Here is a 15,220-nt window from a genome sequence, read left to right on the forward strand (position 1 = left end):
CCCTCGGTGAGCCGGGGGGCGTCGTCGTCTTGCGGACCTGTCGGCGCGCCTGGCAGCCCGCCCCCACACCAGATGTCACCCTCGAGGAGATGAGTTCCTTGCCCAGCAGCGACACCCTCCGCCGACCGAGCCGGCGGCGGGTACCGGCGGCATCCAGGCCGACGCCGAATGCCGAGCAGATCCGCACCCTGCTGGCGGTGGCGCTGCGGCCCGCCCTGGTCGCGCTCGCGCTGATCGCGGCCTGCGTCCTCGTGACATTGGTCGCCGCGAACAGCGACCTCACCGGCACCAGCGGCGCGGTCGCCGCGAGCTGGCTGGCCGTGCACCAGGTGCAGCTCACCATCGGCGGCGCCTCGCTCGGTGTGTTGCCGCTGTTCCCGACCATCCTCATGATCTGGTTCGTCGCGCGAGGCTGCGCGAACGCCGTCACCGAGCGGACCCCGCGGCACGAGCAACTGTGGGTGCTCGGGGCGGCGGTCGCGGGTCCGCTCCTCGTCACCGCCCTGGCGTTGGCCGTCATCAAGGACGCGTCGTCGGTGATCGCGCTGGCCCCGCCCAATGCTCTCGCCGCCTTCGCCTGGGTGCTGGCGGTGCACCTGATCGGCGCGGGTATCGGCATGGGCAGCAAGCTGTGGCGCCCGATCTGTGCCCGCCTCGGCGTCCCGGCATGGGTGGTCGCGTCCGCCCGGCCCGCCCTGCGGGCAGGGCTTGCCCTGCTGGCGTCCGGTGCGGCGCTGACCGCGGTGGCGCTGATCTCGTCGTGGGCCGCGGTCGGCGAACTGCTCGAGGCCGGAGACGGTTTCGGAGGTGCGCTCGGCCTCACCCTGCTCTCGATCCTGTATCTGCCGAACCTCGCTGTCGGGAGCGCGGCGATGCTGGTCGGGTCGACCGCGCATCTCGGTGAGGCGTCGCTGAGCGTGTTCAACGTGGTGGCGGGGCCGGTGCCGGGGCTTCCCCTGCTCGGGGCGGTCCCCGCCGGACCGAGCGGAGGCGGCTGGCCCGCGCTGCTCGTGATCCCCGCGGTCCTGGGGGTCCAGCTCGGACGGGACTGCGCCCACCGCGCGGGTGGACTGTCGGTGGCGATACGCAAGGTTCTGCTCGCGGCCGCCGCGGCCGCCCTCGCGTTGGGCCTGCTCGGCTTCGCCGCGGGTGGCGAGCTCGGTTCGTTCGGGACGGTCGGGGTGGACCTGGCGACGTTCACCGGGCTGTCCTTCGCCTGGCTGGCGGTGTTCGGGTCGCTGACCGCACTCGTCGTGGTCCGGCGTGGCGGCGGCGGCCGGGAGCAGGAACCGCCGGAGCCTGCCGATCCGCCGCGGACCTACACGCTGGCCGCCCGAATGCTCGACCGCCCGGAGCCGGAACCGGTGAAGGCGCTGCCGGGTCCCTCGTACATCGAGGGCGAGGTGGTCGAGGGCGAGGTGGTCGATCCCGGGGGCGACCCGGCCGAGACGGCCGACGCGGTGGATGCCGAGATCGACGATGCGGTGGTGGACGCGGAGGTGGCCGACGTCACGCCCGATCCCGCCGAAGCGGACCTGCCCGACGGCACCCGGACCAGCAGCGACTAGGCTTCTTCCCGGCCGGGGCGCACTCCGGTCGCTGGCCCGCACACAGGAGTAATGGCGCTGACTGCCTCGCGTGAGTACTTCCGCCCCGGCTCAACCGAGCCGGTTCGAGTCGTGGTCCTCGCTTCCGGTACCGGGAGCCTGCTGCAGTCGCTGATCGCGGCCGCCGTCGACGACTATCCCGCCCGCATCGTCGCGGTCGGCGTGGACCGCGACTGCGCCGCCGCGGGGCACGCAGAGGACGCGGGCATCCCCGCCTACCGGGTCGGCCTGCGCGATCACCCCGACCGGGCAGCCTGGGACCGGGCGCTGACCAAGGCCACGGACGCCCACCAGCCGGACCTCATCGTCTCCGCTGGGTTCATGAAGATCCTCGGACCCGAGTTCCTGGATCGCTTCGGCGGCCGCATCATCAATACCCATCCCGCGCTGCTGCCCTCGTTCCCCGGCGCGCACGCGGTGGCCGATGCCCTGGCCTACGGCGTGAAGATCACCGGTTCGACCGTGCACCTGGTCGATTCGGGGGTCGACACCGGACCGGTCCTGGCCCAGGAGCCGGTGCCCGTGCTCGAGTCGGACGACGAGGCGAGCCTGCACGAGCGCATCAAGACGGTGGAACGGCGACTGTTGGCGGAGGTTCTCGCCGCGGTCGCCACCCGAGGTGTTATTTCCGATGGACGAAAGGCCGTGATCCCGAAGTGACCGAACGTAAGGCTGTGCGCCGCGCATTGGTGAGCGTCTACGACAAGACCGGCCTCGTGGAACTGGCCACCGGGCTGCACCAGGCCGGGGTCGAACTGATCTCGACCGGCTCCACGGCCTCGAAGATCGCCGACGCCGGCATTCCCGTCACCAAGGTCGAGGACCTGACCGGGTTCCCGGAGACCCTCGACGGTCGCGTCAAGACGCTGCACCCGCGCGTGCACGCCGGCATCCTCGCCGACACCCGCAAGGACGAGCACCTCGATCAGCTCGTCGAGCTGGGGGTCGAGGCGTTCCAGCTCGTGGTCGTCAACCTGTACCCGTTCACCGCGACGGTCGCCTCCGGCGCGACCCCGGACGAGTGCGTCGAGCAGATCGACATCGGCGGCCCGTCGATGGTGCGCGCGGCCGCCAAGAACCATCCCTCGGTCGCGGTCGTCGTCGACCCGGGCAAGTACGAGGATGTGCTCGGCGCCGTCGCGGCGGGCGGATTCACCCTCGCCGAGCGCACTTCCCTTGCCGCGCAGGCATTCCAGCACACCGCGTCCTACGACGTCGCGGTGGCGAGCTGGATGACGTCCGTGATGGTGGAGGGCGACTCGCAGTTCCCGGAGTGGGTCGGCGCGAGCTGGGACCGCGCCGCGGTGCTGCGTTACGGCGAGAACCCGCACCAGGCCGCCGCGCTGTACGAGAACCCGGCTGGCCCCGCGGGACTCGCGCAGGCAAAGCAGTTGCACGGCAAGGAGATGTCGTACAACAACTACACCGACGGTGACGCCGCCTGGCGCGCCGCCTTCGACCACGCCGAGCCGGCGGTCGCGATCATCAAGCACGCCAACCCCTGCGGCATCGCGGTCGGCGCCGACATCGCCGAGGCGCACCGCAAGGCGCACGCCTGCGATCCGGTCAGCGCGTTCGGTGGCGTCATCGCCGCGAACCGCGAGGTGACGGTCGAGATGGCCGAGCAGGTCGCCGAGATCTTCACCGAGGTCGTGATCGCGCCGTCCTACGCTCCCGGTGCCGTCGAGGTGCTGGCCCGCAAGAAGAACGTGCGCGTACTCGAGGCCGCGGTCCCGAACGCGACCGGCGTGGAGCTGCGCCCGATCTCCGGCGGCGCGCTGCTGCAGGAGCGGGACGTGCTCGACGCGGAGGGCGACGACTCGGCCAACTGGACCCTCGTCACCGGCGACGCGGCCGACGCCGCGACCCTCAAGGATCTCGAGTTCGCTTGGCGCGCATGCCGTGCCGTGAAGTCGAATGCGATCCTGCTCGCCCACGACGGCGCCTCGGTCGGCGTCGGCATGGGTCAGGTCAACCGCGTCGACTCGGCGCACCTGGCCGTGCAGCGGGCGGGGGACCGGGTCGCCGGGTCGGTCGGCGCCTCGGACGCCTTCTTCCCGTTCCCGGACGGCTTCCAGGTGCTCGCGAACGCGGGCGTCAAGGCGGTCGTGCAGCCGGGCGGTTCGGTTCGTGACAACGAGGTGATCGAGGCCGCCCGCGAGGCGGGGGTCACGATGTACCTGACCGGGGCGCGCCACTTCGCGCACTGACGGACACGATGCACGAGAGGTGCACACCCTCGGAGGGTGTGCACCTCTCGTGCGTTCAGGCGGCCGAGCCGGAGATCACGATCCGGGCCGCCCCGCGCTCGAGCAGTTCCCGGGCCAGGTCGGTCGCGGCCGCACGCTGAGCGGCGTCGGTGTGCGAGAGGTCGAGGGTGACCGCGTGACCGGTGAGGTCGGCGGGCAGCGACGTCAGTGGCGGCGCCGTGGACAGTTGGCTGATACGAAGCTTCATGGGGACTCCTCGTTCTGTACTACTCGAGTCTGACTGAGTTGTGTGTGCGGAAGGTTTCCGCTCGGGGTTGTTCGGGTAAAAGAAAAGGCACCCGGGCGAGTGCCCTGGGTGCCGAGAACGGATCCGCTACGTCAGGATCGTTCTCGGGGTACGCGCTTGGCCGACATGTGGCAATGCCACGCGGGTACGGCGCTGAGGTGCGCGTAGTGCGTCATGGTGGCCGTCCCTTCGGTCTAGGCGTCGTTGGTTAGGCGAGAACGCTACAGCACACCGACGGCGAGCGCATCTCCGTTTTCGTGCCGCCTCTCGTCGATCAGCGCGGTGAGCGGCAGACGAGTGCACCGTGAAGCGTGTCGTCCATGGATCGCGCAGGGAAAGGCGCGGACTGGATAAGGTGCGGCCATGGATGTGAAATGGGCGCGTGTCTGGTTCGGTGCCACGGCAGCGTGCGTAGTTGTGGGTGTGATCATTCAGGTCGTGCTGGATTGGCAGAACAACATGCCCCTGGTCGCCGAGACCGGCGAGTTGTTCCAGAAGTTCGGCGGTGGCCCACTCGGACGGGCCCTGAATGTCTTCGCGTTCTTCACGATCCAGTCGAACCTGATCGTGGGTGCGACGAGCCTGCTCCTTGCCGTCAACCCGAACCGGGCCTCGACCGTGTTTTCGGTGTTCAGGCTGACCGGTCTGGTCGCGATCACGGTCACCGGCATCGTCACCTACGTCGCGCTGGATGGCCTGCTCGTGTTTGACACCTGGGCGCTGACTGCCGACAAGCTGCTGCACGTCGTGGTCCCGATCATGGCGGTCGTGGGGTGGTTGGCGTTCGGGCCGCGTGGGCTCACCTCACCGCGAGTCGTCAAGCTGGCGGTCCTGTTTCCCCTCGCCTACATGCTTTTCACCGCGATCCGTGGCCCGCTGTCCTCGGACTGGTACCCGTACCCGTTTGCGGACGTGCACGAGCTCGGCTACCTGCGAGTGTTCATCAACGGTCTCGTGATCGGGCTGCTGTTCGTCGCCCTCGCTGCAGCCGCCGCCTGGCTCGACAAACGCCTGCCCGCCAAGCAGGGGGCGGCTCCCACCCGCGTCGAGCCCGCCCTCTAGGAACACTGCCAGCCCACGTGGACTACAGCCCCGCGAGCCAGTCCCGGAACCCGTTGCCGAACTCGGCGGAATAGGGCAGGTCCTCGACGTAGTCGGCGCCGGTCGAGGTCCGTTCGCCGATCTCCTTGAGCACGTGGTTGGCCGTGGTCATCCGCAGCGACGTCACGGCGACGGAGGACAGCGCCGCGTCCAGCGCGTCCACGTCCGCGCCCGCGACCTGGGTGTCCCGCGCCGAGCAGCTGGTCAGCACCGGCAGTCCCGCGGGCAGCGCGCCGGCCAGCACGCGCGGGTCGAGGGAATCCTCCTCGGCGAGCGCCTTGGCGTTGACCGGCACGAACCCGGCCATCCGCAGCGGCTCGGGCAGGTCGTCGGGGAGGGTGCCGTCGGTGCGCAACGACTCGACCGCCTCGGTCAGCGCGGTGCGCAACTCGTCGGCCAGTTCGAGGGGGAGGGTCCCGGCGCCGACCGCGGCATCCACCTGGGTGTTGATCTGCCGGGTCAGCAGGTCCAGCAAGCGGACCGCGAGCGGTTCGAGGAGGCCGAGGCCGGCGATGGCGGGTCCGTCGCCCGCGACCGCGAGCGCGAGGCCGACCAGCGCACCCTCGCTGTGCCCGATCACCAGAAGGCGGCTCGCGTCGATACCCGGTTGCGCGGCAAGGTAATCCAGCCCGACCGCGGCCGCGTCGACAAAAGTGGAGAAGCCGAGTCCCGCGACGTCCTCGACCTCGTACGGTCCGAGCCCGGTCTCGCCGCTGCCCAGCTTGTCGTAGCGCAGGCTCGCGAAGCCGGCCCCGGCCAGCGTGTCGGCCAGGAAGCGGAGGGTGCCGATGGACCCGGGCATCAGGGCGCTGTCCCCGTTGCGATCGGTGGGTCCGCTGCCGGCGAGCAGCAGAGCCGCGGGCACCGGACCCGCTGCGCCGTCGGGGACCCGCAGGCTGCCGTGCAGGGTGACGTCGCCGCTGGCAAAGGTGATCTCGGTGTCGGCCATGGCCCACTGTCTACCAGAGCGTGGGACCCGGGAACGAGCCCGGCGGGGCCGCACCGCGGGCTACCATCGCGCTCATCGCGCGCCGGTCGAGCGGCCGCGGGATCGTCTGGTGGAGAAGGGCGGCGGCCGGGTGCTCTACAGGGACAACGCCTCACACATCCTGACCGCGGTGGCGCGGCCGCTCGCGGGGCGCCTGCCCGCGATCGCCGCGGGCCTGGCCGAGCAGATCCTCGCCGAGGACGGCGCCTACGCGGCTCTGGTCGCCCCGGCGGAGCTGCGGGACACGATCCTGCACAACCTGGGCCAGGCGATGACCTCGATGCTGGACCGCTCCGAGGACCGGCCCGTCGATCTCTCCGACGCCGCCTGGACCGGCCGGACCCGGGCCGAGCAGGGCCTGCCGCTGTCCTCGCTGCAGGACGCCTACCGGCGCGGCTGCCGCATGCTGTGGCAGGCCATGATCGAGACGGTGGCGGAGGAGTACCCTGCGTCGCTGCCCGAGTTGTTGCCGTGCGTGGGGGACCTGTGGGACATCGTCGACCTCCTCGTCGGCGCCGTCGCGGACGCCTATCAGGAGGCGGAATCCGAGCGCCTCGCGCGGGACGGGGAGCGGCGGAACGCGGTGCTCGACGTCCTGCTCGGCGGGCCGGGGGCCGACTTCCCCGTCGGTGGGGGAGCAGGCCTCGTCGCGGAGGCGTCGGCGTTTCTCGGCCTGCCCGAGCGTGGTCGCTACGCGGTGGCCGTGGTGCGGTCGGTCGGGCGCGGCGCGGGCCTGCCCCGCGATCGGGGACACGCGGCGACCGGCGGCTTCCACATCCTGTGGCGGATCCGCGCGGACCACGAGGTGGGCCTGATCTCGCTCGGTTCCGACGACGTCGCCGAGCCGGCAAGGCTGCTGGAGGAGCAGGGCGTGTCCGCCGGGATCAGCCCGGTGGTGGGATCGCTGGCCGAGCTGGCCAGGGCCCGGTGGCTGGCCGAGGTCGCGTTGCAGACCTGCGCGCCCGGTGCCGACGAGGTAGTGGTGCTCGACCGGCGACTGCCCGTCGCGCTGGTCGCCGCCCAGCCGGACCTCGCGGAGCGCCTCCGAACGGTGGTGCTGGGTCCGGTGCTGGGGTTGCCGCCGGTCGAACGCGACCTGCTGCTCGCCACCGTGACCGCCTGGCTGGACGCGGGCGGCTCGGCGGCGGGCGCGGCGACCGCGTTGTTCTGCCACCGCAACACGGTCCTGAACCGGCTGCGGCGGATCGAGGACCTCACCGCCCGATCCATCACCGACCCCCGCGCGATGATCGAGCTGGCCCTGGCGGTCGAGGCGGCCCGCCGGTAGCCCCGATCTGGGCGGACGAGCCATTCTCGGGGCCGCCCGATTGTGCTTGGGCACAAGGCCCGCACGGAGATCGGATTTCGCCTGCAGGCGGAGGTAGCGCGGCATAGCTTTCACGCCAGCACGTCCTCGTCGCCGGCCCGGAGTCATGCTGTGCCGGTGCGCAACCCGCCCTCGGGCGACTATCGAAAGGGAAGGTGTCCGCGCATGCGCACTCGCACTTCCATTCTCCGGGCCTGGCTGGCCGCCGCCGTCACGGCCGCGGTCACCGCGGTGACACTGACGGCCGTGGCGGCCCCCGCCCAGGCCGAGGGCATCCCGAGCGTCGGGCGGAACTGGGCCGCGCCGGGACCCTATGCGCCGGAGGTCAGCGTCGGTGCGGTGCACACGCTGTACTACCCCCAGAACATGGGGGCGCGGGGGGAGAAGCACCCCGTGGTCATCTGGGGCAACGGCACCGGGGTGCTCCCCGGCGCGTACACCCTGCTGCTGCGGCACTACGCCAGCCACGGCTTCATCGTGGTCGCCGCCAACACGCCCGCGAGCAACTTCGCGATCACCATGCGCAGCGGCATCGACCTCATCGAGAATCTCAACGCCGACCCCGGGAGCGTTTTCCACGGCAAGGTGGACCTGGACCGGGTCGGGTCCGCCGGTCACTCCCAGGGTGGATCCGGTGCGATCAACGCGGCCGTCGACCCCCGGGTGGACACCGTCGTCGCGATCCAGCCGGGACCGCTCAACGACGTGGACCTGATCGACGAGCCGGTGCTGTTCCTCGCCGGGCAGTTCGACGCCATCGTGTGGCCGTTCCTGGTGAAGGGCATGTACAACGACGCCGACCACGTCCCGGCCGAGTACGCGGAGCTGCGCGGCGCCACCCATTTCGGCACCGGCATCTCGGGCGGCGACATGCGCGCCCCGTCGACGGCCTGGCTCCGGTACTGGCTGCTGGACGACGCGAACGCCCGCGCCGAGTTCTTCGGTCCGAACTGTGGCTTCTGCTCGGACACCCGCCAGTTCTCCGACTTCAAACGGAACGGGTTGGCCGGCCAGATCCCGGGCTGAACCGGTGCCGCACCCGGCGCGCGCCCTTCCAGGCGAACCACAGCATCAGGCCCAGCACCAGCGGGACGAGCAGCGGCAGCAGGAAGGCCACCAGCACCATGCCGAACGAGACGCCGTCCTCGATCACCGACAGCGCGGGGTTCGCGAGACCGCCGGTGGTCGCGGTGCTCACGGCGCGGGTGCCGGTCTGCGCCGCGCTGAAGGCGAGCGCGGTCGGCGCGCCGACGATGATGCCCGCGATCACCGCCGTCGACGGGTCGAGGTGGGTGAAGACCGCCCCCGCCGCGATGGCCGCCGCGATCGGCCGGGAGACGGTCCCGAACATCCCGAGTGCGTTGTCCACCAACGGGATCAGGTCGGCGAGCAACTCGGCTGCGGTGGCGATCGCCAGGGCGACCAGCGCGCCCGTCGAACCGACCCACGCGAAGCTCTCGCCGAGGGAGATGCCGAACAGTTCGAAGTGCGCGGCCGCGCTGAGCATCAGCAGCGGCAGGAAGGTGCGCAGCCCGGTGGCGGCGGCCAGGCCGAGTCCGAGCAGGGCGGGCAGCAGCCAGGTCTCCATGGGCAGAGTCTAGGAGTCGCCGGTGGCGTGCCCGCCGGTTTCCGGGTCGTGTCCGTCACGGGCTGGGGGTGGCCTCCGCCGGGGTCGGTGGCAGCGGCGCGACCCGGGGGTCGCCCGTGTCCGCGAAGTAGTCGCCCTTGATGGTCGCGTCCACCCCGTCGGGTGCCTTGACCGCCCGCATCACCAGCGTGAGCACCGCGGCGACGACGATGTTGATGACGAACGCCGTCAACGCGATGTATCCCATCTGCGCGATGCCCGGGATCGAGGCGAGCGAGCCGGCGAAATGCGGGACCGTCGCGGACGAGACGTTGTACGCGGAGATCGTGCCGTACACCATGCCCACGGCCCAGCCCGCGAGCAGCGCCCACCGATGGAACCAGCGGGTGTAGAGCCCGAACACGATGGCGGGGAACGTCTGCAGGATCCAGATGCCGCCGAGCAGCTGGAAGTTGATCGCGTTCTGCTTGTCGAGGGTCAGCACGAAGATCAGCGCGACGAACTTGACGAACAGCGAGGTCAGCTTGCTGACCTTCGCCTCCTGCGCCGGCGTCGCCTGGGGTTTGAACCATTCGCGGTACACGTTGCGGGTGAACAGGTTTGCCGCCGCGATGGACATGATGGCGGCGGGCACCAGCGCGCCGATCGCGATCGCCGAGAACGCGACCCCGGCGAACCAGGGTGGGAAGGCGTCCTCGAACAGCTGCGGGACCACCAGCTGAGCGTTGGGTTTGCCGTCCAGGCCGATCGGCTTGGTGCCCGCGGCGATCGCCACCCAGCCGAGCAGGGCGAGCAGGCCGAGCAGGAACGTGTACGCGGGCAGGATCGCGGCGTTGCGCCGAATGGTGTTGCGGGACTTCGACGACAGGGTGGCGGTGATCGAGTGCGGGTACATGAACAGCGCCAGCGCGGAGCCGAGCGCGAGGGTGGCGTAGGCCCAGTACTGCTGGCTGTTCGGGATGAACGTCCCGGTCGGCTTGCCGGTGGCGGGATTCGGGGTGGTCATCTTCGCCTCGGCCGCGTCGAAGATGTGGCCCCAGCCGCCGTAGCGGGACGGCAGGTAGATCACCGCGACGATGATGACCAGGTAGATCAGCGTGTCCTTGACGAAGGCGATGATCGCGGGCGCCCGCAGGCCCGACGAGTAGGTGTAGGCCGCCAGCACCGCGAACGCGATGAGCAGCGGCAGGTCCCTGGCGATCACGTTGTCGGCGCCGCCGATGCCGATGACCTCGAGCACCGCCTGGATGCCCACCAGTTGCAGCGCGATGTACGGCATGGTCGCGAGGATGCCGGTCAGTGCCATCGCGAGCGAGAGCCACCGGGAGCCGTACCGGCCGCCGACGAAGTCCGCGGTGGTGACGTATCCGTGCCGGTGGCTCACCGACCACAGCCGCGACATGAAGACGAAGATGATCGGGTAGACGACGATCGCGTACGGGATCGCGAAGAAGCCGCTGACCGAGCCGAGCGCGAACATCGCGGCGGGCACCGCGATGAAGGTGTAGGCGGTGTAGATGTCGCCGCCGATCAGGAACCACGTCACCCAGGTGCCGAAGCTGCGGCCACCGAGCCCCCACTCGTCGAGGGTTTGCAGGTTCGACGCCCGGCGCCAGCGGGACGCCAGGAAACCCATCACCGTGACGAGGGTGAACAGGGCGATCAGGACGGCCAGGGCCACCCCGTTGACACCGGTGTGGGTGTCGCTCGCGGCGAGCGTCGTCGCGGCGTTCACCGGTCGGACCCGTCATCGGGGCCGTCGGGCGCCCCGCCGGTCATGGGCCGGTGCGGGCGGGCCTTGAGCACGATCTTGTAGGCCGACCAGGTGGCGCCGGCGCAGAGGAACACCCAGAGGAACTGGTACCAGAAGAAGAAGGGCACGCCCCCCAGTTCGGGGCCCGTCCGAGCGTAGGTCGAGACCCACAGGATGGCGACGATCGGCAGCAGCAGCAGGAGCGCGGCGAGGGCCAGGAGGGGTTTGTTCGCAGGTGGGGTGGTGTTGTGATCCGGCTCCGCAGTCATGACGGGTTCTCCGCATCTCGACGCGGCGGACTGCCGAGTGCAACCCGCACCCGCGGAAAACTACCCGTCGGTGCGCCGCGGTGTCGGCGATCCGAGGTCTCGAATCGGCCACGCGGGGAATGCGGTCGCGGGTGCAGATTCGGCCACACGCGTGCCGAAATCGCCGAACGCTCGTAGCGTGAAGTGGTGACTGCCATGGCACCCGATGGTTATCCGCGCACGGTCGGCGAGCTGCGCGCGTCCGGACACGTGCAGCGACCGGTCCGGGACGAGATGCGAGAGAACCTGCTCGCGGCCCTGCGCGACGGCCGCGACCCGTGGCCGGGGATCGTCGGCTTCGGCGAGACGGTGCTCCCGCAGCTCGAACGGGCCCTGATCGCGGGTCACGACATCGTGCTGCTCGGCGAGCGCGGCCAGGGCAAGACCCGGCTGCTGCGGACCCTGCCGCTGCTGCTCGACGAGTGGACCCCGGTGATCGAGGGCTCGGAGCTGGGCGAGCACCCGTACGAGCCGATCACGCCCGCCTCGATCCGACGGGCCGCCGCCCTCGGCGACGAGCTCCCGGTCACCTGGCGGCACCGCGACGAGCGCTACTCGGAGAAGCTCGCGACCCCGGACACCTCGGTGGCGGACCTGGTCGGCGATGTGGATCCGGTCAAGGTCGCCGAGGGCCGCAGCCTCGGCGATCCGGAGACCATCCACTTCGGACTGGTCCCGCGCGCGCACCGCGGCATCGTCGGCATCAACGAACTCCCCGACCTGGCCGAACGAATCCAGGTCTCGCTGCTGAACGTGATGGAGGAACGCGACATCCAGGTGCGCGGGTACACGCTCCGGCTGCCGCTCGACGTGGTCCTGGTGGCCAGCGCGAACCCCGAGGACTACACGAACCGCGGCCGCATCATCACCCCGCTCAAGGACCGTTTCGGCGCCGAGATCCGCACCCACTACCCGGCCGTGCTGGAGGACGAGATCGCGGTCATCGAGCAGGAGGCGCACCTGCGCGCCGAGGTGCCCGACCACCTGCTGGAGATCCTGGCCCGCTTCACCCGGCTGCTGCGCGAGTCCGCCTCGGTGGACCAGCGGTCGGGGGTGTCCGCCCGGTTCGCGGTCGCCGGGGCCGAGACCGTCAGCGCGGCCGCCGTGCATCGCGGCGCGGTGCTCGGCGAGGCCGACCCGGTGGCGCGGCCGGTCGACCTGGGCACGGTGATCGAGGTGCTGCGCGGCAAGGTGGAGTTCGAATCCGGCGAGGAGGGGCGCGAACTGGAGGTGCTCGAACACCTGCTTCGCCGCGCGACGGCGGACACGGTGCGCGAGCGGCTCGGCGGCGTGGACCTGGCACCCCTGGTGGCGGCGGTGGAGGCGGGCGGGCCGGTGGTGACCGGCGACCGGGTTACCGCGAAGGACCTGCTCGGCGAGCTGCCCGAGATCGAGGTGCTCGACGAGGTGGCCGCGCGGTTCGGCGCCGAGAGCACCGGGGCCCGGGCGTCCGCGGTGGAGCTGGCGTTGGAGGGGCTGTACCTGGCCAGGCGGATCGCGAAGTTCCCCGACGACGACGGACAGCTGGTGTACACCGGATGACTCCAGGGCGTCCCGGATCGAGGGGCCGGCGCGATCCGCACCGGTCGCGGTACGGGCCGTACCAGGGCGGCCCGGACCCGCTGCTCCCGCCGGTGGACCTGCGGGAGGCACTGGAGGCGATCGGCAACGACGTGCTCGAGGGCGCGTCGCCCCGGCGGGCGCTGCGGGAGCTCTTGCGCCGCGGCACCGCGGACACGCGAGGCCTCGACGATCTCGCCGCGCGGGCGAATCGGCGCAGGCGGGAGCTGCTGGAGCGCAATCACCTCGGTGGCACCCTCGACGAGGTCCGCGAGCTGCTGGAGCGGGCGCTGCTCGCCGAGCGCAAGGAGCTGGCGCGCGCGTTGGACGACGACGCCCGGTTCTCCGAGCTGCAGCTCGACGAGCTGCCCACGTCGACGGCCCAGGCCGTGCGGGACCTGTCGGAGTACCGCTGGCGCGATGCGTCCGCCCGCGCGGACTACGAGAAGATCCGCGAGCTGCTCGGGCGGGAGCTGCTCGATCAGCGGTTCGCCGGGATGAAGGAGGCCCTCGCCGGTGCGACCGACGAGGACCGCGACCGCATCGACGCGATGCTCCGCGACCTGAACGACCTGCTGGACAAGCACTCCCGCGGGGAGGAAACCCAATCCGACTTCGACGAGTTCATGGCGGCGCACGGCGACTATTTCCCGGAGAACCCGCGCAACACCGAGGAGTTGCTCGATTCGCTGGCGCGGCGGGCCGCGGCGGCGCAGCGCCTGCGGAACTCGCTCACCCCGGATCAGCGCGCCGAGCTGGATGCGTTGGCTCAGCAGGCGTTCGGTAGTCCCAGCCTGATCGATCAGCTGGACCGGCTGGATGCGAACCTGCGGGCGGCGCGTCCCGGCGAGGACTGGGACGGCACCCAGCGGTTCCGTGGCGACGATGGTATGGGCCTCGGGGAGGGGACGGGGGCCCTGGCGGACATCGCCGAGCTGGAGCAGCTCGCCGAGCAGCTCTCGCAGCAGTACGCGGGGGCGCAGCTCGACGACATCGACCCCGAGGCGCTGGCCAGGCAGCTCGGTGACGGGGCGGCGGCCGACGCCCGCACGCTGGCCGACCTGGAGCGAGCGCTGCAGCGGCAGGGCTTCCTCGCGCGCGGGGCGGACGGCCAGTGGCGGCTCTCCCCGAAGGCCATGCGGCAGCTCGGGCAATCGGCGTTCCGGGATGTGGCGCAGCGACTCTCGGGTCGGAGCGGCGAGCGTGACACCCAGCGGGCCGGCGCGACGGGGGAGCCGACGGGGGCCAGCAGGGGTTGGGAGTTCGGCGACACCGAGCCGTGGGATGTGACCCGCACCGTGACGAACGCAGTGCTCCGGGCGGCGCAGGAGCGGAGCCTGCGGAGCGACCACGACACCGAAGGGAATCTGCGGAGCTCGGATCGGATTCAGCTGCGGGTCTCGGACGTCGAGGTCGTCGAGACCGAGCAGCGCGTGCACGCCGCGGTCGCCCTGCTCGTCGACACGTCGTTCTCGATGGTGATGGACGGCAGGTGGGTGCCGATGAAGCGCACGGCGCTGGCGTTGAACCACTTGATCACCACACGATTTCGCGGCGACGACCTCCAGCTCATCGCGTTCGGCCGAGTGGCACAGCAGCTCAGCCCGGCCGAGCTGGCGGGGCTCGACGGCGCCTGGGACCAGGGCACCAACCTCCATCACGCGTTGTTGCTCGCGGGCAGGCACCTGCGCCGCAACCCGAGCGCACAACCGGTGGTGCTCATCGTCACCGACGGGGAACCGACGGCACACCTGGAACCGGACGGGCACGCCTTCTTCGACTATCCGCCGCATCCGAAGACGTTGGGGCTCACCGTCCGTGAGCTCGACAACCTCGCACGGCTCGGTGCCACGGTGACCATCTTCCGGCTGGGGAACGATCCGGGACTGGCCAGGGTGGTCGACCGGATGGCGCAGCGGGTCGGTGGCCGGGTCGTGGCGCCGGACCTGGACGGGCTCGGTGCGGCCGTGGTCAGCGACTACATGCGGCGCCGCTCGGCCCGCTAGCCGCTGATCACCCGGCGGTCGCCGAGGGGTGCCGCGAGCTGCACCTCGAGGGTGCCCTGCACCGCGATCATGATGCAGGCCTTGCCGACGGCTTCCGCCCTGGTGCCGGTGCGCAGCGCGATGGTGACCGCGGAGGCGGACTCGGTGACGGAGGCGTCGGCGCCGAAACACTCGGGGGTGCCGGTGGTGAAGTGCACGGCCACACGGTCGCCCGCCTCGCCGACCACGGTGTAGGACTCGAACGGGGTGGGGTGCGCGTCCACGATGGTCGGGTCCGCAGTGAACAGCGTGCCCGGGTCGGCGTCCGGGTCGTTCACCGGCGGCGGCGCCGGGCTGGGCACCGCGACGATCGGCGCCTGCGTGGTGACGGCGGGCGTGCTCGCGACGGTGACCGGGTCCGGCGAGTCGCCGTCGGAACAACCGGCCAGGGTAAGGCTCAACAGCGTCGCGGCGACGAGGGTGCGCATGGGCTCACCGTAGCCCCAC

The 15,220-nt window shown here is 71.2% G+C and carries 14 protein-coding genes; 8 read left to right on the top strand and 6 right to left on the bottom strand.

What is annotated here, in order from left to right; genetic code table 11:
* Nucleotides 1-89: 89 nt before the first annotated feature.
* The 3 genes from ACFQS9_RS10115 to purH are packed head-to-tail and all read left to right on the top strand — an operon-like array spanning nt 90 to nt 3,817.
* Nucleotides 90-1,568: a cell division protein PerM gene (locus ACFQS9_RS10115; RefSeq protein WP_378404087.1), complete on the top strand. Its 1,479-nt coding sequence runs from the start codon at nt 90-92 to the stop codon at nt 1,566-1,568.
* 51 nt (nt 1,569-1,619) lie between these two features.
* Entirely contained in the window at nt 1,620-2,267 is a 648-nt protein-coding gene (gene purN, locus ACFQS9_RS10120; protein ID WP_378404089.1) for a phosphoribosylglycinamide formyltransferase, read from the top strand.
* A complete protein-coding gene (purH, locus tag ACFQS9_RS10125; RefSeq protein ID WP_378404091.1) occupies nt 2,264-3,817 on the top strand; it encodes a bifunctional phosphoribosylaminoimidazolecarboxamide formyltransferase/IMP cyclohydrolase in 1,554 nt (517 codons plus the stop codon). The genes purN and purH overlap by 4 nt, the downstream gene beginning before the upstream one ends.
* Nucleotides 3,818-3,872: 55 nt before the next feature.
* Here the strand turns inward: purH and ACFQS9_RS10130 are convergent, their stop codons facing one another.
* Nucleotides 3,873-4,064, bottom strand: a complete 192-nt coding sequence (locus ACFQS9_RS10130) for a hypothetical protein (RefSeq protein WP_378404093.1) — start codon at nt 4,062-4,064, stop codon at nt 3,873-3,875.
* Nucleotides 4,065-4,526: 462 nt separating this feature from the next.
* On the opposite strand from ACFQS9_RS10130, the gene ACFQS9_RS10135 reads away from it, so the two are divergent.
* Nucleotides 4,527-5,165 carry a Pr6Pr family membrane protein gene (locus ACFQS9_RS10135; protein ID WP_378404095.1) on the top strand — a complete coding sequence of 213 codons (639 nt, stop codon included), beginning with the start codon at nt 4,527-4,529 and terminating at the stop codon, nt 5,163-5,165.
* Nucleotides 5,166-5,187: 22 nt separating this feature from the next.
* On the opposite strand, the gene ACFQS9_RS10140 is transcribed toward ACFQS9_RS10135, so the two are convergent.
* Nucleotides 5,188-6,153 (bottom strand): alpha/beta hydrolase, encoded by a 966-nt coding sequence (locus tag ACFQS9_RS10140; RefSeq protein WP_378404097.1) that lies wholly within the window; start codon nt 6,151-6,153, stop codon nt 5,188-5,190.
* A gap of 109 nt (nt 6,154-6,262) precedes the next feature.
* Between ACFQS9_RS10140 and ACFQS9_RS10145 the strand changes: the two genes are divergently transcribed.
* On the top strand, nt 6,263-7,480 hold the full coding sequence (locus ACFQS9_RS10145) for a PucR family transcriptional regulator (protein WP_378404100.1): 1,218 nt from the start codon (nt 6,263-6,265) through the stop codon (nt 7,478-7,480).
* A 204-nt stretch (nt 7,481-7,684) separates the two neighbouring features.
* Nucleotides 7,685-8,545: an alpha/beta hydrolase family protein gene (locus tag ACFQS9_RS10150; protein WP_378404102.1), complete on the top strand. Its 861-nt coding sequence runs from the start codon at nt 7,685-7,687 to the stop codon at nt 8,543-8,545.
* On the opposite strand, the gene ACFQS9_RS10155 is transcribed toward ACFQS9_RS10150, so the two are convergent.
* Genes ACFQS9_RS10155 through ACFQS9_RS10165 form a run of 3 tightly spaced genes read right to left on the bottom strand, consistent with a single transcriptional unit; the run spans nt 8,508 to nt 11,129 of the window.
* On the bottom strand, nt 8,508-9,107 hold the full coding sequence (locus ACFQS9_RS10155; protein ID WP_378404104.1) for a DUF4126 domain-containing protein: 600 nt from the start codon (nt 9,105-9,107) through the stop codon (nt 8,508-8,510). The genes ACFQS9_RS10150 and ACFQS9_RS10155 overlap by 38 nt on opposite strands.
* Nucleotides 9,108-9,162: 55 nt before the next feature.
* Nucleotides 9,163-10,842 carry a monocarboxylate uptake permease MctP gene (gene mctP / locus ACFQS9_RS10160; RefSeq protein WP_378404106.1) on the bottom strand — a complete coding sequence of 560 codons (1,680 nt, stop codon included), beginning with the start codon at nt 10,840-10,842 and terminating at the stop codon, nt 9,163-9,165.
* Nucleotides 10,839-11,129, bottom strand: a complete 291-nt coding sequence (locus ACFQS9_RS10165; protein ID WP_378404108.1) for a DUF3311 domain-containing protein — start codon at nt 11,127-11,129, stop codon at nt 10,839-10,841. The genes mctP and ACFQS9_RS10165 overlap by 4 nt, the downstream gene beginning before the upstream one ends.
* Nucleotides 11,130-11,324: 195 nt before the next feature.
* Here ACFQS9_RS10165 and ACFQS9_RS10170 point away from each other — a divergent pair, with 195 nt between their 5' ends.
* Nucleotides 11,325-12,710, top strand: coding sequence for a sigma 54-interacting transcriptional regulator (locus ACFQS9_RS10170; protein ID WP_378404110.1), 1,386 nt, complete (start codon nt 11,325-11,327; stop codon nt 12,708-12,710).
* Nucleotides 12,707-14,734 (top strand): hypothetical protein, encoded by a 2,028-nt coding sequence (locus ACFQS9_RS10175; protein WP_378404112.1) that lies wholly within the window; start codon nt 12,707-12,709, stop codon nt 14,732-14,734. Before ACFQS9_RS10170 ends, ACFQS9_RS10175 begins: the two co-directional genes overlap by 4 nt.
* Here the strand turns inward: ACFQS9_RS10175 and ACFQS9_RS10180 are convergent.
* Nucleotides 14,731-15,201 carry a hypothetical protein gene (locus ACFQS9_RS10180; protein WP_378404114.1) on the bottom strand — a complete coding sequence of 157 codons (471 nt, stop codon included), beginning with the start codon at nt 15,199-15,201 and terminating at the stop codon, nt 14,731-14,733. The two genes, ACFQS9_RS10175 and ACFQS9_RS10180, sit on opposite strands and share 4 nt — an antisense overlap.
* Nucleotides 15,202-15,220 lie beyond the last annotated feature (19 nt).

The sequence above is a fragment of the Rhodococcus daqingensis genome (assembly GCF_042665615.1).
Taxonomy (GTDB): Bacteria; Actinomycetota; Actinomycetes; order Mycobacteriales; family Mycobacteriaceae; genus Rhodococcus_G; species Rhodococcus_G daqingensis.

Coding starts and splice junctions, on each gene's coding strand:
- ACFQS9_RS10165 (WP_378404108.1), bottom strand. CDS start 11,129: ATGACTGCGGAGCCGGATCACAACACCACCCCACCTGCGAACAAACCC.
- ACFQS9_RS10140 (WP_378404097.1), bottom strand. CDS start 6,153: ATGGCCGACACCGAGATCACCTTTGCCAGCGGCGACGTCACCCTGCAC.
- ACFQS9_RS10150 (WP_378404102.1), top strand. CDS start 7,685: ATGCGCACTCGCACTTCCATTCTCCGGGCCTGGCTGGCCGCCGCCGTC.
- ACFQS9_RS10115 (WP_378404087.1), top strand. CDS start 90: ATGAGTTCCTTGCCCAGCAGCGACACCCTCCGCCGACCGAGCCGGCGG.
- purN (WP_378404089.1), top strand. CDS start 1,620: ATGGCGCTGACTGCCTCGCGTGAGTACTTCCGCCCCGGCTCAACCGAG.
- ACFQS9_RS10170 (WP_378404110.1), top strand. CDS start 11,325: ATGGCACCCGATGGTTATCCGCGCACGGTCGGCGAGCTGCGCGCGTCC.
- ACFQS9_RS10130 (WP_378404093.1), bottom strand. CDS start 4,064: ATGAAGCTTCGTATCAGCCAACTGTCCACGGCGCCGCCACTGACGTCG.
- ACFQS9_RS10180 (WP_378404114.1), bottom strand. CDS start 15,201: ATGCGCACCCTCGTCGCCGCGACGCTGTTGAGCCTTACCCTGGCCGGT.
- ACFQS9_RS10155 (WP_378404104.1), bottom strand. CDS start 9,107: ATGGAGACCTGGCTGCTGCCCGCCCTGCTCGGACTCGGCCTGGCCGCC.
- ACFQS9_RS10175 (WP_378404112.1), top strand. CDS start 12,707: ATGACTCCAGGGCGTCCCGGATCGAGGGGCCGGCGCGATCCGCACCGG.